Below are 23,538 nucleotides of genomic sequence, written 5' to 3'. Positions count from 1 at the left end.
CGCGGAGATCGGGTGCTCCGGGAGCGGATGATCGCACGGCGCGTGACGTCTCGTTCTCGAGGCGGACCGACGACGGTCGCGTCGCACTATCTACGAAATTGGTACTTCATCACCTCCTCCGCACTTTCCCCGCACGTCGACGTCCCCACGTCACCCCTCACGTCCGCGCCGACGGCCGCCTCCGCGACCGTTGCAGCGCACCCCACCCTCTCCTGGCTCCGAGCCGATCACGACACCCATGTCGCCACGCTCGCCGGAGAGTACGCCGGCCACGTCGTCAGCAGCGCTGACGCGCCGGTCCACACGGCCTACGGGCCCCAGTTCGGCCGCATCGGCGACTTTCTGTCGCTGGCCGCGGCTCAGGCGGCCCTGGAGGCCGCACCTGCACCCCGCACGGGCAGCGCCGACCGCATCGGTCGGCGCGACGCCCGGGGTGCCACCCATCCGCGGCGGCGCCGTCGCCACGGATACACGGGTCACGAACGTGGCTCACGACAACGAAGGAATATCGCCATGGCTACTGGCATCGTCACCTGGTTCAACTCCGACAAGGGCTACGGGTTCATCGCCCCCGAGGACGGCTCCGCCGATGTGTTCGCGCACTTCAGCGCGATCGCCGGCACCGGCCGCCGCGACCTCGAGGAGAACCAGCGAGTGGAGTTCGAGACCGAGCAGGGCCCCAAGGGCATGCAGGCAGTGAACATCCGCTCCATCTGAGCGCTCCGGCCGGTCACTGACCGGCCCTGACGACCGGCGGGTCCGCCTCGCGGATCTCGGTCACGACCACGACGCCCGTCGGGTCCGGCACATGCCGGCACCGGCGGGCGTCGTCCGTGTCACGGTGCCGGGCGCCCGATGGTATGCCGACCGGCCTCGAGGACCTGCTCGATCCCTGGCAGCACCACTCGGGCGCGGGTCCCGGCGGGCACGGTCACGGTCACCGTCGCGGCCTCGCGATCCACCTCCACCGCGATCTCGCCATGGCGGGTGCGGCGGGTCAGTGCGATGCGGCCGACGGGGACATCGGGATCGGGGGCGACCAGGAACTCCCGCCAGCCATCGCGCCCGCGCCGCAGCCCGGCCACGTGCTCGTGGATCCAGGTCACCGGCGTGCCCATGAAGTAGTGCGAGCACGAGCGCGGGTTCTCCCACATCTCCATGAAGGTCGAGTTGCCCGCCTCCAGCCAGGCTCGCCATCCCGGCGCGGTCGGGGCGCACAGCACTCGATATGCCAGGTCACCGTGCCCGTGTGCGGAGAGTACCGGCAGCAGATACCGCACCCCGATGTGTCCGCAGTCGTGATGGCCCCCGCGCGCCTCGATGTCCGCGACCAGGCCCGCCACCACGTGCTGTACGTGCTCCTCGGGCACGATCCCGAAGGCCAGGGGCAGCAGATTGCTGGTCTGGTGGTATTCGCTCGAGCTCGGATCGCGGTAGATGCCATGAGCAGTGTCGAGGAAGGCCGCGTTGACCGCGGCCTCGAGCTGTGCGGCATGCCGGCGCAGACGATCGGGCGTGTGCAGTGTGCCGGCCGCCGCACCCTCGTCCCCGGTTGCCCCGCTGCCGTCGGCGGCGCGCGCGAGCTCGAGGGCGTGGGCGAGGGACCGCAGTGCCCTCGCGACGAACAGGGTCGCCGTCAGCCGCTTGTCCTCCGGTGCCGGACCGGAACTGCCGGGCGTGAGGTAGTCACCGAGCACACCGGAGATGAGACCGTCCTCGTCGCGGCGTGAGAGCTCGTAGTCCAGATACGCCGCGGCCGCCTGCCCGTGCTCGCGCACCGCCTCCGTGTCCCCGTACTCGACGGCCAGCTCTTCGAGCAGCACGGGCAGCAGTGTGGTCCACTCCGGGGCGGGGGAGAGCTCCTCGTAGCCCCATCCGGGGGTCGGCGCGATCACGGCCAGCGACCCGTCGGCGCGTTGCGTGTCTGCCTGGTCTCTGGCCCATTTCCGCAGCATCCGATGCATGTCGAAGCTCGTGACCATCGCCGCCAGGGAGGTCAGTGCGTCCCCGGTCCACCCGTTCTTCTCGTGCATCGGGGTGTCGGTGGGCACATGGTGCATGTTGTTGGCCAGCGAGGCCCTCATCGCCGTATCGAACCGCTCCAGGTAGGTGTCGGAGGAGCTCAGCGTGCTGGCGGGGGCGAGGTCCGCGTGGGCGAGCACGCCGGTGACTTCGAGACCGCCGAGGTCACCGCGAAGCGGCTCCAGCTGGACGAACCGGAATCCCTTGTAGCTGTGCTGTGGCTCGAAAGACCGGGCGAAGGCCGGTTCCAGGCGCACCCGGTCCTCCTGGAACCGGTCGGTGTAGATGTGCTCGTTGTCGTCGTCGACCGTGCCGTCATCGCGCAGCTTCTCTCCGTGCCGGGCCACGAACTCGACCGGTTCCGCGTCGAGGCCCACCTCAGCTGCGAGCTGGTACCGGCTCCAGCCGGCGAGCACGCGGCCCATGTCCAGGACGATGCGCTCGGGGCTCGAGGAGACCACGGCCGGGGTGAACTCGCCCTGGACGACCACCGGCTCCTGCTCCTGGACCTGCAGGAGCGGAGCCGGCGCGGCCGTCCCGATCCGGGAACCCGTGCCGGGCGAATCCACGAGCACCGGGTGCCACGCGGAATCGTCGTAGTCCGGCAGCCGCCACGCCTCGGGCGCCTCCTCGGGGGCGAACGTCTCGCCCTCGTACATCGAGTCCTCGACGATGGGCCCCGGCCGGGTCCGCCACCCCTCGTCGGTGGCGATGGAGCGGGAGCTGCCGTCGGCGAGCCCGATCTCCAGATGCGCCCAGGCCCGCACCGGACCGCGCCAGGGCGCCTGCTCCCAGCGCCAGACGTTCGGCGTGCGCATCCCGTGGAAGCCGCGCCCGAGCTCGATGCCCAGCGCGTTGGGGCCCGCTGCCAGCAGCGTGGTGACATCGAGGTCACACACCTGCACCCGGCGTCGCGGGTCCGTCAGGCCCGGATCCAGGCGGGCCCCGGAGGTCGGAGCACCGTTGAGATAGGCACGGAACGTACCGAGCCCCGTGACCAGCAGACGGGCAGAGACCGGCGGCGCGGGCAGGTCGAACACGGTACGGAGCAGAGGATTCTGCGGATCCTCGCCCGGTGCCGTGATCCAGCGGGCGAGAGCGGGGTCGAGATCCGGCATCGCGGGGGCCACCTGGTTCCTGGGATGGGCGCCGATCGGTCGGCGTCGACGGATCGGCACAGTGTGCCATGGTGCCGCGCGGACGGGGCGGCACGTGTGCTCTTCACGGGCGGCGGGCGACCACCTCGGCGCGTACGACCTCGCGCATCACGGTCACCACGAAGAAGCCCGCTGCGCCCCCTGCCACCCCGGCGCCCAGGGCGAGCACCACACCCGGCCCGCCGAGCGAGACGACCACCAGCAGATGCAGCGCCACGATGACGGGGAACGCGGCCATCAGAGCGATCGCGAGCCTGAGCACGTGCAGCCATGTCAGCGACGCGCTCGTGAACGCTCGATCGCCGGCAGCGAGTGCGAGGAGTCGCCAGAGCGCCAGGAGGACCACGAGGCCGCTGAGAACCGTGAGATCAGCGGCGACCGCATAGGGGATCACGAGGTGCGAGACCTCCGGATACATCTGTCCGGTCAGGTGTGATTCGCGGGGCAGTGCGGGAAGCAGCAGAACCGCGCCTGCAGCGAGAATCGTCAGCGAGACGCGTGCGGGCACAACGGCGCGGGTTCCCATGGGCGTCACCGTACGGCGCGGATGCGCCGGCCGAAGAGATTTCACACGTCGTCCACCGAACCTCCGTGACCTGCCCCCGGACAGTCGGGTTCCACTCCCAGGTACCCCCTCGGCGCGACTGGCACCATGGCCGGATGGATCTGCAGAACCTTGCCGGTGAGATCTGGGAGCGCGTCGCCCCCGGCACGGCACCCGAGCCGGGCTGGTGGATCATGCTCTCCCTCGCCGCGGCGCTCGCCGCCGTGGTGCTGCCGTCCGTGTGGCGACTCGCGCGGCTCGCAGTGACCATCGTCCACGAGCTCGGCCATGCCGCCATCGGCATCCTGGTCGGCCGCCGCTTCACCGGCTTCGTCGTCAGCGCCGACATGTCCGGCCACGCCGTGACCGTCGGCCCCCGTCGCGGCCTGGGCCGCCTCGCCTCGACCTGGGCCGGCTATCCGGCCCCCGCCATCCTCGGGACGCTGCTGATCCAGATCGCTCTGCACGGATGGGCTCGCACCGCCCTGTTCGCCGCTTTCGTGGTGCTGGTCCTCTCGCTCGTGTTCACCCGCTCAGGCCACACGCTGCTGGCGGTGCTCGCCACGGCCGCCGGCGTCGGTGCCGCCTGGTGGTGGGGCGGCGCGGCGCTGAATGCCCTGATCACCCTCGCCGCAGGCGCGTTCCTGCTGATCGGCGCGTGGCGCCACCTGGGCGCCGTGATGAGCTCAGGCGGCCGTTCGGATGACCCGGCCCAGCTCGCCCAGCTCTCGCCGCTGCCGGCCTGGCTGTGGAACCTCACGTTCGTCCTCGTCCTGGCCGCCGCCACCTGGTGGGCCTGGACGGCGGTGTCCCCGCATCTGTCTGTGCCGTCATTGCCCGGCCTGACCGGATAGCGGACGGCCGCAGATCACCGCGCTGCCGCAGATGACGGCCGCGACCGTGGCGAGCCGAGTGCGGTCGGGGTGCCCATGCGCAGGGACCGCCGACCAGAAATTCCATTGCTCCCCTCCGCACTCGTTCGTACCGTCGTCTTCATGAGTGCCTCGATATTCGTTCGGATCCGCCGCCGCTGACGGCGCGGATCCCGACTACCCTCTGACGATTCCGCGCCGCCCCCGGTCCACCGCCGGGCGGCGCTTCATGCTGCCCGGCTCCTGCCTTTCCCCGAGGAGCCACCGTGCATCGTCACCATCCCGGAGCCCATGAACTGGGCCAGAACTTCCTGCGCGACCGCCGTGTCATCGGCCGCATCGTCGAGCTCGTCGCCGCCACCGACGGCGCCATCGTCGAGTGGGGCGCCGGCGACGGCGCCCTGACCCTGCCGCTGTCCCGTCTGGGCCGACCGCTCGAGGCGGTGGAGATCGACGAGCGCACCGCACACGCGCTGTCCCGGCGAGTCCCGGCACACGTCACGGTCCGGTGCGGCGACATCCTGCGCCATGCCCCGCCGGCGGGGTCCACGCTCGTGGCCAACCTGCCCTATCACCTCACCACTCCCGCCCTGCGGCATCTGTTCCGCGCCGGCGGCTGGAGCGACGCCCTGCTCATCACGCAATGGGAGGTCGCGCGCAAGCGCGCCGGCGTGGGCGGGGTGACCATGATGACCGCGCAGTGGTGGCCGTGGTTCGAGGTCTCCCTGGACCGCCGGATCCCCGCGACAGCCTTCAGGCCCCGGCCCAGCGTCGACTCCGGCCTGCTGATCATCCGCCGACGGCGGGAGCCGCTCGTCCCGGCTGCGGACCGTCGGGCATACCACCGGCTGGTACGGGACGTCTTCACCGGGCCCGGCCGCGGGATCGAACAGATCCTTCGTCGCAGCGGGGGACTGACCGCCCGGCAGGCCCGTACCTTCTGCGACCGCTTCGGCTATCACCCTCGCGCCCTTCCCCGGGACGTGGACCCCGCGCACTGGGCCGAGGCCTTCGCGCTGTCCGGGCCGGAGCGGCGCCGAGGCTGATCCGGCACCGTGGAACCGGTCGGACGGGTCAGCTGACGTCGGCCGCCGACCGCGGCACAATCAAAGAGCATCCGAGACCCGGAGGTGAGCACCGTGGAGTGGACGAACTGGCTGGCACTGCTGGACGGGCACGACTACACGATCGCCCGCGAGGTCATCCTGCGCGGCGTCGCCGCCGTGTTCGTGCTCGCCTTCCTCTCCACCCTGAACCAGTTCCCGGCGCTGCTGGGGGAGCGGGGCCTGCTGCCCGTGCCGGAGTATTTCGAGCGGCCCGGCGCGCGTCACGCGCCGAGCCTGTTCCACTGGCGGCGCACCCCCTACAGCGACCGGCTGCTGCGGATCATGTGCGTGGCGGGCATCGTGCTGGGCCTGTCCGTCGTGCTCGGCATCGCCCAGCTGGGGCCGGCGTGGACCACGATCCCGGTGTTCCTGATCATGTGGGGTCTCTACCTCTCGATCCACTCCGTCGGCCAGACGTTCTACAGCTTCGGCTGGGAGTCGATGCTGCTGGAGTGCGGCTTCATCGTCGGTTTCCTGGGCTCGCACCAGGTCGCGCCGCCGCTGCTGATCCTGTGGTTCCTGCGTTGGATGCTGATCCGGCTCGAGTTCGGTGCCGGGATGATCAAGATGCGCGGGGATCAGTCCTGGCGCGACCTGACCGCGATGGACCATCACCACCAGACCCAGCCGATGCCCAACCCGCTCAGCCGCCGGGCGCATCTGACACCCCACTGGTGGCACCGCCTCGAGGTACTGGGCAGCCACGCGATCCAGCTGGGCGTGATCTGGCTGGTGCTCCTGCCCCAGCCCATCGCCTCGATCGCGGCCGTCCTGGTCATCCTCAGCCAGCTGTTCCTGGTGGTCACCGGCAACTATGCCTGGCTGAACTGGCTGACGATCATCGTCGCCTTCTCCGCGATCAGCGATTCCTTCCTGCGCTGGATCGTCGGCGGCCCCTGGCCCGGCTGGGGCTGGCAGAACCTCCCGATCGGGCCCGACGGCACGACGGGCACGGAAGGCGGCGAGGCCTCGCCGCTGTGGTGGCACCTCCTGATCATCGCCGTGTTCGTGTTCCTCGCGGTGCTGAGCTGGAAGCCGCTGAAGAACCTCTTCTCCCGCTACCAGCTGATGAACGCCAGCTTCAACCGCTTCCATCTGGTCAATGCCTACGGTGCCTTCGGCTCCATGACCGAGCGCCGCTTCGAAGTGGTCATCGAGGGCACCCTGGCCGAGGACCCCGAATCGGCCGACGACGAGGCCTGGCGGCCCTACGAGTTCAAGGGCAAGCCCGGCGACGTGCGACGGCGCTCGCGCCAGTTCGCGCCATATCACTTGCGCTTGGACTGGCAGATGTGGTTCCTCGCGCTGCGCCCCGGCGCCCAGGCCTGGTTCGTGGCGCTGCTGGAGAAGCTGCGCGAGGGCGACCCCGCGATCCGCCGGCTGCTGCGCACCGACCCCTTCGACGGCGCCGCACCGACCGCCCTGCGCGTGAAGTACTACGAGTACCGCTACGCCACCGCCGCCGAACGGCGGGAGACGGGGAACTGGTGGACCCGCACCGAACTCGGCGTCATCGCGCGACTGTGATCACGCCACGCGAACTGCGCGGGCGAGGGATCCGCGGCGTACTGCGGGCAGGTGAGCGTGAGAAGCCGGTGAGGCCCCGCGTGTTCTAGGCTGTCCTCTTCCGCCGACCATCACCCTGAGGAGCCCGATGTCCGCGATCGCCGTCCCGGCCCGCCGTCCCGTCCTGGCCGATGCCCTGACCCCGCACCGCACCCGCCTGCGCGATGCCGTCCTGGTCCTGGCGGGAACCGCCGTGGTCGCACTCCTCGCGCAGGTCACGATCCCGCTGCCCCTGGTCCCGATCACAGGGCAGACCCTCGGGGTGATCCTAGTCGGTGCCGCCCTGGGCTCTCGCCGCGGTGCGGCCGCGATGCTCACCTACCTGCTCGCCGGCCTCGCCGGAGCCCCGATCTTCGCGGAGTTCACCGGCGGCCCCGCCGCGGTGCTCTCGCCCAGCTTCGGGTTCATCCTCGGCTTCGTGCCCGCGGCCTTCGTGGCCGGCTGGTTCGCCGAGCGTGCCTGGGACCGCAGGCCGCTCGGGGCCATGGCCGGCTTCGTCGCCGCCAGCGCCGTCCCGTTCCTGATCGGCGTGCCCTACCTGGCGATGATCCTCAACGCCGTGATGGGCGCGGAGCTCGGCCTCGGGGGCATCCTGGCCGCGGGAGTGTGGCCGTTCATCCCCGGCGGCGTGGTCAAGGCGCTGCTCGCCGCCCTGCTGATCCCCGCCGCGTGGCGGGGCGTGCGCGCCCTGGACGAGCGCGGCTGAACGACTGTCGGGTCCGACCAGTTGCCGTGAGGGAGCGTTCGGCCCGCCGCAGGGCTTCGGCCTGCAGCGGGACCGTGCTCTCCTCAGGGCGCCAGGAAAGCTGCTCTGACCAGTAGGGCCACGAACGCCAGAGACGGGAGCAGCAGCACCGCGTTCCACACCTTGTGGTACGACATCACTGCGATGAACTCGCGCAGGGTGGCGCTGGGTACGTAGTAGAAGGCAGTGCGCCCGCCGACGGCTTCATCGGCGAAGCCCAGCCGTCGCGCCAGCAGGGCGGCGCGGAAGGCGTGGTACCGAGAGGTCGCGACGATGTACGGCCCCTGGTGGCCGGCCTCGTCGAGGATCCGGTGGGAGAGGATCACGTTCTCCTCGGTGGTGCGGGATTCGGTCTCGGCGTGCACCCGATCGGCGGGGATCCCGACCTCGTCGATCAGGTATTCGGCCATCGCCTCGCCCTCCGGGCGAAGCTCGTCCTCGCCCTTGCCGCCGGAGGGGACCAGCAACGGGTCGAGACCCGCCGCCAGCAGCCGGTCCCGCTCGGCGACCGCACGATCAAGGCGTCCCCGCAGCAGCTTGCTGACCTTCCCGTTGATCAGCCCCGAGCCGTGGACGATGATGCCGGTGGTCTCCAGCTGCCGAGGAAAGAGCTGGTAGGGCACCGAGGCGCACAGGAAAACCAGGAACGCGATGCCCACGTGCAGCGAGACCAGCGCCAGCAGGGCACCAGCACCGATCGCGAGCGGCGCCATCGTCAGCACCAGGGCGGCCGCGACCCAGGGAGCGGCGAGCAGAGCAGCCCCGGCCAGACCCGACAGCAGGTTGCCCAGCGAGCGCCCCTCCTTGCGCACCATCGTCAGCCCGTTGGCGACCATGAACACGCCGAGGGCGAGCACGCCCAGCAGCGAGACGATCCCCACGGCGAGGGCGAACAGATTGCCCAGAGGCAGCGTGGAGACGAGCCGAGTCACCAGCGAGACGCTCGCGTTCAGGGCGATCAGCAGCAGCACCCCGTTGCGCACCCGCCGACGGTCCTGCCGGAACACCAGCAGGTACACCGCCCACCAGAACGCCGTCCAGATCAACGATCCCAGCACCACCGTCTCCTTCCGACGCTCGTACCCTCATCCTGGCACCTACCGCTCGGCCTCGCGCTCCATGACCACCGTCCCTACACTGACGGCCATGCGCGCGGAGCAGGAGTCATCCGAGGTCGGCTGGGGATACAGCCGTGACGAGACCGAGGCCCAGAAGCTCGATCGGAACTGGAACGAGCTGCTCCAGGAGATCCGCGTGCTCCAGACGGGGTCGCAGATCCTCGCCGCCTTCCTTATCGTGCTGCCCTTCCAGTCCCGCTTCGACCAGCTCGATCAGTTCCAGATCTACCTGTACCTCGGACTGCTGCTGTTGGCGCTGGTGATCGTCGCCCTGCTGCTCACCCCGGTCGGGATCCACCGGCGCCTGTTCCGCCAGCGCGTCAAGGACGAGATGGTGCGCATCGCCAACCGGCTGCTGATGGCGGCGATCGTGCTGCTGGCGCTGTTGCTGACGGGCGTCGCTGTATTCGTCGTCGACGTGGTCCTGGGCCGCGTGGAGGCCGCCGTCATCGGGGCGCTGCTGGCGACGCTGCTGGTCATCCTCCTGGTCGTGGTGCCGTGGACGATGCCCAAGCGGTCGATCTCCTGACCTGCGTGGCCTGACCTGCGCAGCCCACCCTGCGCGGTGCACAGCGTGGGGCCGGTCCTGCTCGACGGCACGGCGCCGCGGGCCGGTGGCAAAAAGGTGTAGCTGAGCGGCCCGCGACCCCTGTGAGGGGAGGGCGCGTGCCGCTCAGCTACAAGTTCGTGCCACCCTCCCTCAGCAGCCAGCAGCCAGCAGCCAGCAGCCAGCAGCCAGCAGCCAGCAGCCAGCCCAGCAACCGGCAGCCGGTGGCTCGGGATCAGCGCCCCGACCTCCCCGCGGCGAACGGGGCGAGGTGCCTGCCGATGTGCTCGGCGACGATGTCGGTGTGCTGCTCCTGGTGCGCGGTGACCACCTCGAGGAAGCGGTCGTGGATCGAGGCGCCGGCGGCGTCGGTCCCGTTGAGCGAGTCACCGTAGCCGACGTGGAGGATCTGGCGGGCGTCGTCCGAGCGGATTAGCTCCACGAGGTCCACGCCGTCCAGCGAGGTCGGGGTGCGGTCCTCCTGGGCGGAGACCTGGTAGCTCGCGCGGGCCTTGACGTAGGAGGCGCGGGAGATGTCCCAGATCGCCGCGAACAGCTCCGGATCGTGCGCGGCGACGATCTCGAGTCCGCACAGGTAGCTGGTGCCCGAGGTCTTCAGGTGCACGTGTCTGTCGGTGGCCTCGACGCACAGCGGGTAGATCGAGAACTTGTCCGAGCCCGAGTGCAGCGAGATCTTGTAGCCGCCGAACTGCTCGGAGATCGCGTGGTGGGCCTCGAGGTTGGTGCGCAGTTCCTCGGTGTCGCCCAGGAAGTCCAGCCCCTTCTCGAAGCCGTCGACGTAGCGCGGGGCGAAGCTGAACCATGAGGCCCCCAGGCGCTTCAGCTCCGAGGCCAGGTAGTAGTGCTCGAAGAACGTGGTCAGCCACGCGGTCTCGTCGACGGCGAACTCGATCTCGATCTCGTGCTGGGCGTTCTCGGTGGCGTGGCGGTACAGGCGGATCGCCTCCACCACCGCGCGGCCGTACTTCACCGCGGCCGTCAGCACGTCCTCCTCGGTGACCTCGATCTGGGAGTGGCCGACGTCCACGGTCATCCCGACGTACCGCGTCTTCACGGCGGCCAGGGAGTCCTCGAGCTGGTCCCAGGGGAGGGCGGCGGCGTCGGCCTCGCTGACGCCGCCGGTCACGTCGGCGACGAGGTCCCCCGGATCGAGGGTGAACATCGTGAAGCCGGCTGCGAGCCCGCGGTCGATGCCGTCGGTGCTCTTGATGTGGTCGCAGTCGGCCCCGAAGCCGCGGTCCCAGCCGGCCTCGAGCAGTCCGAAGACCGCTTCGTCCATGACGGACTGGGCGCTGCGGCCCAGGCGGTCCATCTCGCGGATCGACTGCTGGGCGAGCACGGGCATCACGTCTCCGCCGGCGGCACCGAAGGCGCGCGCCTGGCCCGGAGTCGCCAGGCCGGTGCGGTCGCCGGTTCCCACGGACGTGCGATGCCCGGAGATCAGCTGCGGGCGCAGCACGGGGAATGCGGCCTGCAGGGCCTTCGCGTTGGTGGTGGACAGCGGGCCGGTCAGCTCGTGCACGTCCCCGGCGGCCGTGGTCTCGCCCTCGAAGGGGGTGAGGGCGTCCGCGGAGCGAGCTGTCAGGTACAGGTGGCGGGCAGATCCGTCGTAGCGGATGCCGGCCTCGAGGGAATCGGTGCGCAGCGTCATGGGTGTCTCCGATCGAGCACGGGTCGAGGGTGGGCGAGGTCTGCCGAGGCGTCAGCAGGGAACGCGTGGCGAGGTCTGCGGACGTCAGCGTTCCGAACCCTCACACCGTAAACGATTGCATATCCCGGGCCTGCGCGACAGGGCATTCCGCGACGTAGGATGCGGTGAGACTGCAAACTTTGCAGATCGGGTCGACGTGCCCGGGCGGAGGAGACGGAGGCACCGGATGGCGATCACGCTGAGGGACGTGGCGGCCCGCGCCGGGGTCTCGATCGCGACCGTCTCCCGGGTGTTCCAGCGCCCCGAGATGGTCGGCGAGCGCACTCGCGAACGGGTCCGCGCCGCCGCGGCCGACCTCGGATACAGCCCCAATCGCACTGCGCGTGCGCTGATCACCGGCCGGTACGGCGTCTACGGGGTGATCGTCCCGGACCTGGAGAACCCGTTCTTCCCGGCCGTGCTCAAGGGCGCCCAGGCGCGTGCGCACCACGTGGGAGCGCAGCTGCTGATCACCGACGCGGGCGAGAGCCCGGAGGGGGAGCTGCCGCTGGTGCGCACCTTGGCCGGCCAGGTCGACGGCATCGTGCTCTGCTCCAGCCGGATGGACGAGAGCGCGCTGGAGGAGGCTGCCTCCATGACGCCGCTCAGTCTCGTCAACCGCGTCTCCCCGGACCTGCCAGGCGTGTTCGCCGACGTGACCCCGGGCATCCCCGCCGCGATCCGGCACCTGCGCCGGATGGGCCACCGCCGCCTCGGCTACGTCGGCGGCCCCGGGGTCAGCCGCTCCGACACCGTCCGGCGCGCCGTGATCGAGGAGATCTGCGCCGAGATCGGTACCGAGTGGACCGACCTGGGCTCGTTCGCCCCGACGGTCGAGGGCGGAAGACAGGGGGCCGAGGCCGTCCTGCAGACGGATGTCACCGCGGTGCTGGTCTACAACGACCTGATGGCTCTGGCGCTGATGGAACGACTGCGCGGGTTCGGCGTGGCGGTGCCCGGCCAGATCAGCGTCGTGGGCTGGGACGACATCGAGTTCGCCGCGCTGGTGACTCCCGGCCTCAGCACGGTGCGCGTCCCGCGCTACGAGATGGGCGTCCAAGCGGTCGACCTGCTGCGACGGGATGGCGGCACGTCCGACGGGCCCGCACGGATCGGCCTGCCCACCCGGTTCGTGCCGCGAGGATCGACGGCAACTGCGGCCGAGCACTACGGTGAGCTCCATGAGCGGTCCGGACGGCCTGATCGGTGACATCCCGGGAGTGGGGCGGCCGGCTGCTCGCGCGCTCGCCGAGCAGGGACTGACGACGCTCCGATCACTCGCAGGGGCGGACTGGCCCGATCTGGCGCAGCTGCACGGCGTCGGGCCCGCCGCCGGCAGACGGCTGCAGTCGGCGCTCGAGGAGCACGGCTTGAGCATGCGCGAGCCCCCGACCCCGCAGCAGCGCACCGCCACCTTCACCGTGACCGATGCAGGCGCCCCTGCGGCCACGGGCGGTCGGCGGACCACCGGCACGCGCGCTTCGGGATCCACGCGCCCCACCGACATCTCCCCGCAGCAGTTCCTGGAGGGCCTCGGGGACCGTCGCCGACGGGAGGGGGCAGAGCTGCTGGAGCTGTTCACCGGTGTCACCGGGGAGCAGGCGAGGATGTGGGGCCCCAGCATGATCGGCTTCGGGCAGTACCACTACGTCTATGCCACCGGTCGGGAGGGAGACAGCTTCCGCGTCGGTTTCAGCCCGCGCGCGGCGGATCTCGCCCTGTACGGACTGCAGAACGGCCCGCGCGCTGGTGAGCTGTTGGACCGGCTGGGCACGCACCGCCGAGGGGCCGGGTGCGTGTGGGTGAGGAAGCTCGAGGACGTGGACACCGACGTGCTTCGTGAGCTGGTCGCGCACGCCTGGCAGAGCGGGCCCGGGGGCTCCTGATCCCCGGCTGATCCCGAGTCGCACGCCCCGGCCCGGGGCTCCGTGCGGCTGCGATCATCACGATCACGACACGGAAATGACCTCCACCGGGGTGAAGCTGGTGGTCTTGGGCTCATCGTCCGACCAAGCGTTATGTGCCGCCGTCGCAGCGGGCCTACGCTTTCGCCTGGTGCGGGGAGAGGCCCCGCAGCGTCGGAGCCGAACTGTTCTCGAGAGGAATCGCATGGGCGCGTGGAAGGCGGAGCGCAGGCGCGGGGACCGTGTCCCGATCGCCCGTCGGCGATCTCGCGCCGGTGTGGTGATCGTGGCCATCGGGCTCGCGATGGTGGTCGGCTACGCCGCCCTGTTCAAGGGCCTCATGCACATCGAGGGGCAGGAGCACTCCTGGGTCAGCGCCGTGTACTGGGCGATCACGACCATGTCGACGCTCGGCTACGGCGACATCACCTTCGACACGGACCTCGGGCGCCTGTTCTCCCTGGGCGTCCTGCTGAGCGGTGTCGTCTATCTCCTGGTCCTCGTCCCGTTCTTCGTCATCCAGTACATCGTCACCCCGTGGCTGGACCGTCGCCGCACCTCGCGCACCCCGCGCAAGGTGCCGCCGCAGCTGCACGGCCATGTCCTCCTGGTCGGCTCCGACGCCGTCACCCAGGCCTTCGCCGCTCGCGCCGAGCGCTCCGAGGTGCCCGCCGTCGTCGTGCTCGAGGACCCGATCGAGGCAGGGCAGCTGCACGACCAGGGCCGCCACGTCGTCGTCGGCCCCCTCGACTCCGCCCTGACGTACCGCAACGCCGGTGCCGACCGGGCACGGCTGGTGGTCTCGACGCTCTCGGACACCGCGAACACGAACGTCGCCTTCACCGTCCGTCAGTGCGCCGGCGACGTGCCGATCGCGGTCACCGCTAGCAAGCCCGTCTCCGTGGACGTGCTGGGTCTGGCCGGCGCCGACCACGTCCTCGAGCTCGGAGCCGTGCTGGGTCAGGAGATGGCCGGCCGTGTGCTCGGCTCCACCGGGCGCGTCCACCGCATCGGCAGCTTCGGGGACACGATCGTCGCCGAAGCCGCCGCGCGCGGCACCGCGCTGGTCGGCAAGACGCTCGGAGAGGCGATCTCCGAGCTGCGCTCGTGCGTGCGCATCCTCGCGATCATGCGCAAGGGCCGGCTGCGCCCCCTGAAGCCCGAGCTGAAGATCACCGACACCACCGTGCTGATCCTCGCCGGCGAGAAGGACGAGCTGGCCGCCTACGACGAGCAGTTCCAGGTCCAGGAGCAGTCCGAGGATCCCGTCATCATCATCGGCGGCGGCCGCGTCGGCCGTGCCGCCTCCCGCGGACTCACCGACGAAGGCGTGCCCAACACCATCGTCGAACAGCTCCCGGGCCGCGTGCAGAACTCGTACTCCGCCCTGGAGGGCACGGCCAGCTACGACGTCGTCGAGGGCGACGCCGCCGACGTGCGGATCCTGCGCCGGGCCGGGCTCGACAAGGCCTCCGCCGTGCTGGTCACCGCTCGCGACGACGACCTGAACGTCTATCTCACCCTGTTCTGCCGGCGGCTGCGGCCCGAGCTGCAGGTCGTCTCCCGCGCCACCTACGAGCGCAACGTCGCCACCCTCTATCGCGCCGGCGCCGACGGGGTGCTGTCCTACGCGACCATCGGCGCCACCGACCTGTGGAACCACGCCGGGCTCAGCCACCGCGTGCTGGTGGCCGAGGGCAACGAGCTGTTCCTCGTGCCGCGGCCGTCCTCGCTGGTGCGGCGCTCGGTGCGCAACTCCGAGGTCCACCGCCGCACCGGCTGTCTGATCGTCGCCGTGGCCGACGAGGACGGCACCCTGAGCTACGACACCGAGTCCATCCCCTCGGCGCCCGGCAAACTGCTGCTGCTCGGAGACCGCCACGCCGAGCGTCGCTTCCGCGAGACGTACCTCGGGCGGCGCCGCTCCCGCGGGAGCGGACGCGACGGGCCGGCCGGTCCGCGCCGCTGACGCCGCCCCGACCACCTCCCAGGAGAGACATGCCTACCGCACCCGTGAAGCTCGCCGTCGGCGACGCCGCTCCCGACTTCGACCTGCCGACAGCCGGGGGAGGCCGAGTCAGCCTGGCCGAGCTGCGCGGGGCCCCGGCGCTGATCTGGTTCTACCCCGCGGCGAACACCTCGCTGTGCACGACCCAGGCCTGCGACCTGCGCGACAACCATCAGCTGTTCCTCGACGCCGGATACCGCGTCGTGGGCATCTCTCCGGACCCGGTGCCGGAACTGGACCGCTTCGTCGCCGAGCAGGACCTGCCGTACACCTTGGCCTCGGACGAGACCCACGAGGTGATGGAGGCCTACGGCGCCTGGGGCGAGAAGAACATGTACGGCAGGCTCGTCGAAGGGACGATCCGCTCGAGCTTCGCGATCGATGCCGACGGGATCCTCACGTTCGTGAAGTACCGCGTCGGCACGCCCAAGCACATCACGCTGCTGCGGGAGAAGCTCGGGCTGTGAACCGGTAGAGCAGCTGTGAACCGGCAGCACAGGATTCGTGCGGCACGTACGCGGCCCAGCGGGATCGGTGCGCTACCGACGTCGACGTGACAGGGATCGTCCGTGCGCCGGTGTGACGTGATCGGTGCGCTGTCGCTTTGGCGCACTCCACGTGCTCCCGTATGCTGTATCGGCGTGCCACGCCGCGAGCGTGCGCACCAGGAGACGTGGCAGAGCGGCCGAATGCGCTCCCCTGCTAAGGGAGTAGGCGACTAAAATCGCCTCGGAGGTTCAAATCCTCTCGTCTCCGCCCAAGAAAAGGGCCCTTCACCTGCGGGTTTCTCCGCCGGGAAGGGCCCTTCTCATGCCTCCGTCCCCTGTCAGGCCGGCCCGCCCTCGCCGATCGTGGTCCACTCCGGGCCGGAGCTCTCGAGCAGGTCCGGGTCGCGCACCAGGTCCTCGTCGGCGCCGGCACGCAGCCGACCGGCGAGCTCCTGCAGCGATTCGCGCAGCAGGGCGCGGGCTCGCGAACCGTCTCCCGAGGAGAGCGCGTCCAGCAGGGCCTCGTGCGTGGCGGTCAGATCCGCGCGCACGCCGAAGCCCAGGGGATCGGAGAAGCTGCCCATCCGCGTGAGGATCACGATGGTGTTCATCGCGGTGCTCAGGAAGCGGTTGCGGGCGATCTCGGCGATCTGCTGGTGCAGGTCGAGGTCCGCGTTGCCGGCCTCGATGACCTCCTCGGCGGCCAGGGCGGCCCGGCTCCGCTCCATCGAGACCCGCAACGGCGACAGGAGCGCGTCGGCCGCCTCCGGCTTCCCGGCCTCCCGCAGACCGGCGACCCGATCGGCGACGATCGTGGCGGCCTGCATCTCGATGCCGAGGCGGTAGTCGATGAAGTCCGACATGGTCTCGGCGTCCATGTGCGTGACGAACAGACCCCGCCCCGGGATCTGGGTGAGCAGCCCGTCGCGCACCAGGCGCTGGCACGCCTCTCGCAGCGAGGAGCGGGAGATGCCCATCTGCCGCGAGACCTGCACCTCCGGGACCCCATCGCCCGGCCGCAGATCGCCGTAGTAGATGGCATTGCGCAGTTCCAGCTCCGCCTGATCGATGATCGAGGGCCGGCGCAGCGGCTGCATCATCGGCAGCCGGACCCCCTCGTGCCGAGTGGTCATCGCCATCCTCCTGAACTACGCATGGTCACTTCCGCGATGGACATCGTATTCGCCCGTCGGGCCTGGTCGGAGCGCGCCCCAGGCACTGCCCCGGTGCTCGCGCGATGCCCCCGCTGAGCGGGTCCGCACCTCGCGATCCGGCGCGGACGCGGCCCGTCCCTCGGGTCACGACACCATCACGATACGTGGCCTGACCCGCGAACGTCCCTCCCTCACCCCTTAGCGTGGACTGCGATCCGATATCCAAACAGCAGGTTGTCCGACAATCTGAGCGCTCGCGACGCCGTGGGCGCAGTGAGAGGGAGCACTTCATGCACAATCGCCGTACTTTCTTCCAGGGGAGCGGTCTCGTCGTGTCGGCCGCGGCCCTCGGCGGCCTCGCCGCCTGCAGCCGCACCGACACCGGAGGCAGCGGGGACGGCGGTTCCGGCGGCGGCAGCGAGAGCGGCGGCGACCTGCTCAAGCAGCTGCAGGATGCCGGCACGATCACGGTCGGCTTCGCCGGCGAGGCCCCCTACAGCTTCGAGGAGGGCGGCGACCTGCAGGGCGCCACCGTCGCCATGCACCGCGAGATCTTCGGGGAGCTCGGTATCGACACCGTCGAGGGTGTCCAGACCGAGTGGAGCTCGCTGATCCCGGGCCTGAACGCCGGCCGCTTCGACATCATCAGCGCCGGCATGTCGATCCTGCCCGAGCGCTGCGCCGAGGCCGCCTTCGGCGACCCTGAGTTCCAGTACACGACGGCACTCATGGTCCCGGACGGCAACCCCGAGGGGCTCGAGAACATGCAGTCCTTCGTGGACACCGATCTCACGGTCGCCACCATGTCCGGCGCGGTCGAGGCCGGCTACGTCGAGTCGCTGGGGCTGAACGGTCTCGAGGTGGGCGGCCCGCAGGACGGCGTGGACGCCGTCAACAGCGGCAACGCCGACGCCTTCGCACTGACCGCCATCTCCCTGAACTGGCTGGCCGAGAACTCCAACATCGACGTCGAGGTCACCGACAGCTTCGTTGCGGACATCGACGGCGAGAAGCAGTACGGCGCTGGTGCGACCGTGTTCCGCAAGGACGACACGTCCCTTCTGGAGGCCTACAACGAGAAGCTGGCGGAGATCGTCTCGGATCCGGAGCGCTACCTCTCCATCGTGGGCGAGTACGGGTTCACCGAGGGCGAGCTGCCGCCCGAGGAGATGACGACCGAGATGCTCTGCGACGGCGATCTCTCCGCCCTCCAGTGAGGCTTCTTCCGGTGAGCCGCGGCGCCCGAGGCCCCGCGGCGGGACCGGTGCGACTGCCTGGGTCCGGGCGCGGTTCCCCTCATGACCGCCCCCGGGCCCGTCCATGCTGCGCGCCGGAAGTGATGCACCCATGAACGACTTCTTCGAGAACTTCGGGGCCAACACCGAGTTCATGATCTCCCGCTGGCCCCAGATCCTCGACGGCATCTGGGTCACCGTCCAGCTCACGGTGCTCGGGGCGCTCGGCGCCCTGCTGGTCGCCCTGACCTTCGGCCTGGCTCAGACGGTCAAGTACGCCGTCGTGCGCGGGATCGCGCGGGTATTCATCGAGTTCTTCCGCGGCACCTCGCTCGTGGTCCAGCTCTTCTGGTGGTTCTTCGTGCTGCCCCAGCTGGGCTGGGAGCTGACGCCCCTGTTCTGCGGCGTGCTCGCCCTGGCCCTGAACTACGGTGCCTATGGTGCCGAGGTGGTCCGCGGCTCGGTCGGCTCCGTCCCCAAGGGGCAGTACGAGGCGATCAGCGCGCTCAGCCTGAGCCCGGTGCGCGGCATGTTCCGCGTCATCATCCCGCAGGCGTGGGCTCTGATGATCCCCTCGCTGTCGAACCTCTGGATCCAACTCCTCAAGGGAACCGCGATCGTCTACGCGATCACCCTGTACGACCTCTACTACCAGGTCGATCGGCTGCGGCAGACGACGGGCACCTGGTACGCCTTCGGCTTCGCGCTGCTGGCCTACTTCGTCATCGCGTGGGTGCTGGTGATGATCATGAATGCCCTGGAGATCGACGCCAAGCACCGCATCGGCCGCGGGCCGAGCCTCACCCACTCGCTGGGGTCGCTGTTCAGGTCCAATGCGCGCAGCGCGACGGGAGGGGGTGCAGCATGACCTTCTGGGACTGGGGACACGCGTGGGCATCCCTGCCTGCGCTGCTGGACGGCTTCAAGATCACCCTGCTGGCCACTGTGCTGGGCACGCTCATCGCCGCGGTGCTGGGCCTGGTGGTCGCTATCCTGCGCCGCAGCCTGCCGGCGATCGGGCGCGCCCCGGTGGTCGCCGTGGTCGAGTTCATCCGGATGACGCCGCTGGTGGTGCAGCTGGTCTTCGCGAACCTGGTGCTGTCGCAGTACTTCGACACACTGACCATCGGCATCTGCGTGCTGGGCATCCACTACATGACCTACATGGCGGAGGTGTACCGCGCGGGGATCGACTCGGTGGCCAAGGGCCAGTGGGAGGCGGCGACCGCGCTGTCGCTGCCGCGCGCCCGCACCTGGCGAGCGGTGATCATTCCGCAGGCGATCCGCAACACGCTGCCGGCCCTGGGCAACTACGCGATCTCCATGTTCAAGGAGACGCCGTTCCTGACCGTCATCTTCATCGGGGAGATGGTGCGCGAGGCGCAGCAGTACGGCGGCAACAACTTCCGGTACACGGAGCCGCTGACGCTGGCGGCCCTGATCTTCCTGGCCGCGAGCTACCCGACCTCGCTCCTGATCCGACGACTGGAGAAGAAACTTGCCTGAGAACAACCAGCACCCCGGCGCCCACAGCGGCGGCCTCCAGCAGGGCGTACCCGACGGCGCCCTGGCGGCGGGGTCCGCTCCGGGCGCCCCGCACATCGAGTTCCGCGACGTGGTCAAGCGGTTCGGGGACAACACCGTGCTGGACGACCTGAACTTCACCGTCTCGCAGGGCGAGCGCGTCACACTGATCGGGCCCTCGGGGTCCGGCAAGACGACGATCCTGCGTCTGGTGATGACGCTCGAGGAGCTCAGCGGCGGCTACATCCACGTGGGCGGGCAGCCTCTGCAGTACGAGGAGTCCGGCGGCAAGCGCGTGCGGATCCCCGACCGTCAGCGGCGCCGCATCACCCAGCACATCGGCATGGTCTTCCAGCACTTCAACCTCTTCCCCAACATGACGGTGCTGGAGAACATCACGGAGGCCCCGATCCACGTGATGGGGCTGTCGAAGGCCGAGGCCGCCTCGAAGGCGGAGGGGCTGCTGGACAAGGTCGGCCTGGCCGACAAGAAGAACGCCCGGCCCTCGCAGCTCTCCGGTGGCCAGCAGCAGCGCGTCGCGATCGCGCGTGCGCTGGCCATGGATCCCGAGATCCTGTTGCTGGACGAGGTGACCTCCGCGCTGGACCCGGAGCTGGTCGGCGACGTGCTCGCGGTGCTCAAGGACATCGCCGCGGAGACGGACATCTCGATGCTGATCGTGACCCACGAGATGCAGTTCGCCAAGGACGTCTCCAACCGCGTGATGATGTTCGACCAGGGATCCGTCGTCGAGGAGGGTCACCCGGAGAAGATCTTCAGCGAGCCGGAGAACCAGCGTACGCAGGACTTCCTGCGCGCCGTGCTCTGACCCGCACCGTCCGCCGATCGGCCCGTGCCGTGCTGCTGGGACGCTCGCGGTAGTCTGTGCCCGTTCGTTCCGCGCCGAGGCGGTCGCCCCAACTGCCGGCGGCCGTTCCCACGCGCCGCCGACCTCAGGAGGCCCCGTGCCCGAATCTGACGCCATTGCCGTCCCGACGTTGACGAGCGAGTTCCCCGTCGTCGGCGATGATCCGCATATCGATGCGCCGCTGCGCGCCACCGTGCGGCGTCTGTCCACGCTGCTGGGGCGCACTCTCGCCGACCAGCATGGACAGGAGCTGCTGGACCTCGTCGAGCAGGTGCGCAAGCTGACCAAGGATGCCAAGGCCTCCGACGTCGAGGCCGACGCCCGCGACGTCCAGAAGCGCCTGGCGGAGCTGCCCCTGGAGCAGGCCACGGCTCTGACCCGCGCCTTCACGCAGTACTTCCTGCTCGCCAACGCGGCCGAGCAGGTCTACCGGGTCCGCGCCCTGCAGGAGCGCCCCGCCGCGGACTCCTGGGTCCCGCGCACCGTCCGCGCCGTCCACGACGAGCTGGGGGCCGACGGTCTCCAGCAGGCGGTCGACTCCCTCGATGTGCGCCTGGTCTTCACCGCGCACCCCACCGAGGCCTCCCGCCGCGCCGTGCTGACCAAGCTGCGCCGCATCTCCGACCTCCTCGAGGAGGAGACCGAGGAGGACACTCCCGAGCGCCGGCGCCAGGATCGGGATCTCGCCGAGCTGATCGAATCGCTGTGGCAGACGGACGAGCTGCGCCGCCAGCGGCCCACCCCGCAGGACGAGGCCCGCAACGCCCTGTATTACCTGCGCCAGATCTACCGCCAGACGATGCCGGAGATGCTCGATGACCTCCGCGACGAGCTGCGCGCCCACGGCGCCGAGCTGCGTGACGGTCAGGTGCCCCTGCGCTTCGGCTCCTGGATCGGCGGCGATCGCGACGGCAATCCGTACGTCACCGCCGAGGTCACCCGCGAGGTCCTCGCGCTGCAGGCGGAGACCGCGATCGACATCGCCATCGAGGCCATCTCCGATCTGATCCTCGATCTGTCCGTCTCCAGCGCCCTGACGGGCGAGGACGAGCAGCTGCGCGCGAGCCTGGCCGAGGACCTCTCGCACGGCGGCGATGTCGACGTCGACGAGATCCAGCAGGAGATGTACGACGAGGAGCCCTACCGGCTCAAGCTCGGCACCATGCGGGCCAAGCTGCGCGCGACCCGCGAGCGGATCCGCTCCGGGGCGCCGCACGTGCCCGGCAAGGACTACGGCGACAGCGAGGATCTCCAGGCCGACTTCCGCGTCCTGCGCGAGGCCCTGCACCGCCACCGTGGGGTGCGCGCCTCCGACGGCGCCCTGGCCATCACCCAGCACGTGCTAGCCGGCTCGGGCCTGAACCTGGCGGCGCTGGACGTGCGCGAGCACTCCGAGAAGCACCACGAGGTCCTCGCCCGGCTGTTCGACCGCGTCGGCGAGCTGGACCGCCCCTATGCGGAGCTCAGCCGTGCCGAGCGCACCACGGTGCTCGCCGCGGAGCTCGCCAGCCGGCGACCGCTGGTGGGATCGGCGATCACCGAGGACGAGACGATCCTCGACGACGCCACGCGCACCACCTACAACGTGTTCCGCGAGATCCGCGGTGCCCACCGGCTGTACGGGACCTCCGTGATCGAGACCTACATCGTCTCGATGACCCACGGGGCCGACGACATCCTGGCCGTCGCACTGCTGGCCCGCGAGGCCGGGCTGATCAGCATCCCTGGCGGGGACGAGAACCGCGCCGACATCGGCTTCGTGCCGCTGCTGGAGGAGGTGGGCGAGCTCCGCGCCGCCGGCGAGATCCTCGACGAGCTGCTCAGCGATCCCTCCTACCGCGAGATCGTGCGCCTGCGGGGGGACCGCCAGGAGGTCATGCTCGGCTACTCGGACTCCAACAAGGACTCCGGCGTGATGACCAGCCAGTGGGAGATCCACCAGGCCCAGCGCCGCCTGCGCGACGTCTCGGCCCGGCACGGGGTCACCCTGCGTCTGTTCCACGGTCGCGGCGGTTCCGTCGGCCGTGGCGGCGGCCCGACGTACGACGCGATCCTGGCCCAGCCGTACGGCGTGCTCGAGGGCGAGATCAAGTTCACCGAGCAGGGCGAGGTCATCTCCGACAAGTACACGCTGCCCACGCTGGCCCGGGAGAACCTGGACCTGTCACTGGCCGCGGTGCTGGAGGGCTCGGCGCTGCACACGGAGCCGCGCACCACTCCCGAGCAGCTGGAGCGCTTCGGCGACACCATGCAGACCGTCTCGGACGCGGCCTATGCGCGCTATCGCACTCTGGCGGATGATCCGGACCTGCCCGAGTACTTCGTGACCTCCACACCGGTCGAGCAGCTGGGCGAACTCAACATCGGGTCCCGGCCGTCCAAGCGCGCCACCTCCGACAAGGGACTGGATGGACTGCGGGCGATTCCGTGGGTGTTCGGCTGGACGCAGTCACGCCAGATCGTGCCGGGCTGGTTCGGCGCCGGCTCCGGTCTGAAGGCGGCGCGCGAGGCCGGCCTGGAGCCGGACCTGCACGACATGCTGCGCAACTGGCACTTCTTCCGCACCGTGATCAGCAACGTGGAGATGACGCTGGCGAAGACGGACATGCAGATCGCCGCCCACTACGTGCATTCGCTGGTGCCGGAGCGGCTGTGGCACCTGTTCGATCGGATCCGCGAGGAGTACGAGCTGTCGGTCGCCGAGATCGAGCGGCTGACCGGGGTGCTGGGCCTGCTGGACAACCAGCCGGTCCTCAAGCGCACGCTCGCCGTGCGTGACCGCTACCTCGACCCGATCTCCTACATGCAGGTCGCGATGCTCCAGCGGGCCCGGGCCGTCACCGCGCGCGGCGAGGAGCTCGACCCGGACCTGCAGCGGGCGCTGCTGACCACCATCAATGGTGTGGCCGCCGGCCTGAAGAACACGGGCTGAGCCTTCGGCGGCCGCTCACTCAGGCGGCCGCCGAAGC

General features: G+C 70.2%; 20 protein-coding genes and 1 tRNA gene. 16 read left to right on the top strand and 5 right to left on the bottom strand.

Annotation, left to right across the window (positions count from 1 at the left end; genetic code table 11):
* Window positions 1-513: 513 nt before the first annotated feature.
* Window positions 514-717 (top strand): cold-shock protein, encoded by a 204-nt coding sequence (locus ACFQS2_RS09135; protein ID WP_377016035.1) that lies wholly within the window; start codon window positions 514-516, stop codon window positions 715-717.
* Window positions 718-836: 119 nt separating this feature from the next.
* Here ACFQS2_RS09135 and ACFQS2_RS09130 read toward each other — a convergent pair whose 3' ends face one another.
* Window positions 837-3,140: a family 78 glycoside hydrolase catalytic domain gene (locus ACFQS2_RS09130; protein WP_377016037.1), complete on the bottom strand. Its 2,304-nt coding sequence runs from the start codon at window positions 3,138-3,140 to the stop codon at window positions 837-839.
* 103 nt (window positions 3,141-3,243) lie between these two features.
* On the bottom strand, window positions 3,244-3,705 hold the full coding sequence (locus tag ACFQS2_RS09125) for a DUF2975 domain-containing protein (RefSeq protein WP_377793452.1): 462 nt from the start codon (window positions 3,703-3,705) through the stop codon (window positions 3,244-3,246).
* 134 nt (window positions 3,706-3,839) lie between these two features.
* On the opposite strand from ACFQS2_RS09125, the gene ACFQS2_RS09120 reads away from it, so the two are divergent.
* The 4 genes from ACFQS2_RS09120 to ACFQS2_RS09105 all read left to right on the top strand — a co-directional run bounded on the left by ACFQS2_RS09120 (window position 3,840) and on the right by ACFQS2_RS09105 (window position 7,973).
* Window positions 3,840-4,577 carry a M50 family metallopeptidase gene (locus ACFQS2_RS09120; protein ID WP_377793451.1) on the top strand — a complete coding sequence of 246 codons (738 nt, stop codon included), beginning with the start codon at window positions 3,840-3,842 and terminating at the stop codon, window positions 4,575-4,577.
* Window positions 4,578-4,861: 284 nt separating this feature from the next.
* Complete coding sequence (erm, locus tag ACFQS2_RS09115; RefSeq protein WP_377793450.1) at window positions 4,862-5,641, top strand: 23S ribosomal RNA methyltransferase Erm; 780 nt, start codon at window positions 4,862-4,864, stop codon at window positions 5,639-5,641.
* A gap of 93 nt (window positions 5,642-5,734) precedes the next feature.
* Window positions 5,735-7,228 carry a lipase maturation factor family protein gene (locus ACFQS2_RS09110; RefSeq protein WP_377793449.1) on the top strand — a complete coding sequence of 498 codons (1,494 nt, stop codon included), beginning with the start codon at window positions 5,735-5,737 and terminating at the stop codon, window positions 7,226-7,228.
* A gap of 127 nt (window positions 7,229-7,355) precedes the next feature.
* The gene (locus tag ACFQS2_RS09105) at window positions 7,356-7,973 is read left to right on the top strand and encodes a biotin transporter BioY (RefSeq protein WP_377793448.1); all 618 of its coding nucleotides are present in this window, start codon (window positions 7,356-7,358) and stop codon (window positions 7,971-7,973) included.
* An 83-nt stretch (window positions 7,974-8,056) separates the two neighbouring features.
* Here the strand turns inward: ACFQS2_RS09105 and ACFQS2_RS09100 are convergent, their stop codons facing one another.
* On the bottom strand, window positions 8,057-9,070 hold the full coding sequence (locus tag ACFQS2_RS09100) for a YdcF family protein (protein WP_377793447.1): 1,014 nt from the start codon (window positions 9,068-9,070) through the stop codon (window positions 8,057-8,059).
* 88 nt (window positions 9,071-9,158) lie between these two features.
* On the opposite strand from ACFQS2_RS09100, the gene ACFQS2_RS09095 reads away from it, so the two are divergent.
* Window positions 9,159-9,659, top strand: coding sequence for a DUF6328 family protein (locus tag ACFQS2_RS09095; protein ID WP_377016049.1), 501 nt, complete (start codon window positions 9,159-9,161; stop codon window positions 9,657-9,659).
* Between the two features lie 253 nt (window positions 9,660-9,912).
* Here the strand turns inward: ACFQS2_RS09095 and ACFQS2_RS09090 are convergent, their stop codons facing one another.
* Entirely contained in the window at window positions 9,913-11,349 is a 1,437-nt protein-coding gene (locus ACFQS2_RS09090) for a tagaturonate epimerase family protein (RefSeq protein WP_377793446.1), read from the bottom strand.
* 226 nt (window positions 11,350-11,575) lie between these two features.
* Between ACFQS2_RS09090 and ACFQS2_RS09085 the strand changes: the two genes are divergently transcribed.
* From ACFQS2_RS09085 to ACFQS2_RS09065, 5 genes are all read left to right on the top strand, one after another.
* Window positions 11,576-12,598, top strand: a complete 1,023-nt coding sequence (locus tag ACFQS2_RS09085; protein ID WP_377793445.1) for a LacI family DNA-binding transcriptional regulator — start codon at window positions 11,576-11,578, stop codon at window positions 12,596-12,598.
* Window positions 12,570-13,274, top strand: coding sequence for a helix-hairpin-helix domain-containing protein (locus ACFQS2_RS09080; RefSeq protein WP_377793444.1), 705 nt, complete (start codon window positions 12,570-12,572; stop codon window positions 13,272-13,274). Before ACFQS2_RS09085 ends, ACFQS2_RS09080 begins: the two co-directional genes overlap by 29 nt.
* Before the next feature lie 223 nt (window positions 13,275-13,497).
* Window positions 13,498-15,261 carry a potassium channel family protein gene (locus tag ACFQS2_RS09075; RefSeq protein WP_377793443.1) on the top strand — a complete coding sequence of 588 codons (1,764 nt, stop codon included), beginning with the start codon at window positions 13,498-13,500 and terminating at the stop codon, window positions 15,259-15,261.
* Window positions 15,262-15,290: 29 nt separating this feature from the next.
* Complete coding sequence (locus ACFQS2_RS09070) at window positions 15,291-15,767, top strand: peroxiredoxin (RefSeq protein ID WP_377793442.1); 477 nt, start codon at window positions 15,291-15,293, stop codon at window positions 15,765-15,767.
* Between the two features lie 200 nt (window positions 15,768-15,967).
* Window positions 15,968-16,056: transfer RNA gene (locus ACFQS2_RS09065), tRNA-Ser, on the top strand.
* Between the two features lie 70 nt (window positions 16,057-16,126).
* On the opposite strand, the gene ACFQS2_RS09060 is transcribed toward ACFQS2_RS09065, so the two are convergent.
* Window positions 16,127-16,921, bottom strand: a complete 795-nt coding sequence (locus tag ACFQS2_RS09060; protein ID WP_377016061.1) for a GntR family transcriptional regulator — start codon at window positions 16,919-16,921, stop codon at window positions 16,127-16,129.
* Between the two features lie 311 nt (window positions 16,922-17,232).
* On the opposite strand from ACFQS2_RS09060, the gene ACFQS2_RS09055 reads away from it, so the two are divergent.
* The 5 genes from ACFQS2_RS09055 (at window position 17,233) to ppc (ending at window position 23,501) form a co-directional block, all read left to right on the top strand.
* Window positions 17,233-18,159, top strand: a complete 927-nt coding sequence (locus ACFQS2_RS09055; RefSeq protein WP_377016063.1) for a transporter substrate-binding domain-containing protein — start codon at window positions 17,233-17,235, stop codon at window positions 18,157-18,159.
* 130 nt (window positions 18,160-18,289) lie between these two features.
* Entirely contained in the window at window positions 18,290-19,045 is a 756-nt protein-coding gene (gene ehuC / locus ACFQS2_RS09050; protein ID WP_377793441.1) for an ectoine/hydroxyectoine ABC transporter permease subunit EhuC, read from the top strand.
* Entirely contained in the window at window positions 19,042-19,683 is a 642-nt protein-coding gene (gene ehuD / locus ACFQS2_RS09045) for an ectoine/hydroxyectoine ABC transporter permease subunit EhuD (protein WP_377016067.1), read from the top strand. The genes ehuC and ehuD overlap by 4 nt, the downstream gene beginning before the upstream one ends.
* A gap of 109 nt (window positions 19,684-19,792) precedes the next feature.
* Window positions 19,793-20,530, top strand: coding sequence for an ectoine/hydroxyectoine ABC transporter ATP-binding protein EhuA (gene ehuA / locus ACFQS2_RS09040; RefSeq protein WP_377793468.1), 738 nt, complete (start codon window positions 19,793-19,795; stop codon window positions 20,528-20,530).
* A gap of 136 nt (window positions 20,531-20,666) precedes the next feature.
* A complete protein-coding gene (ppc, locus tag ACFQS2_RS09035; protein WP_377016069.1) occupies window positions 20,667-23,501 on the top strand; it encodes a phosphoenolpyruvate carboxylase in 2,835 nt (944 codons plus the stop codon).
* Window positions 23,502-23,538: the final 37 nt, after the last annotated feature.

The sequence above is a fragment of the Brachybacterium sp. GCM10030267 genome (genome assembly GCF_042666875.1).
Lineage (GTDB): Bacteria > Actinomycetota > Actinomycetes > Actinomycetales > Dermabacteraceae > Brachybacterium.
Note: the sequence above shows the minus strand (reverse complement) of the source record. Positions and strands in the feature narration are given on the sequence as shown.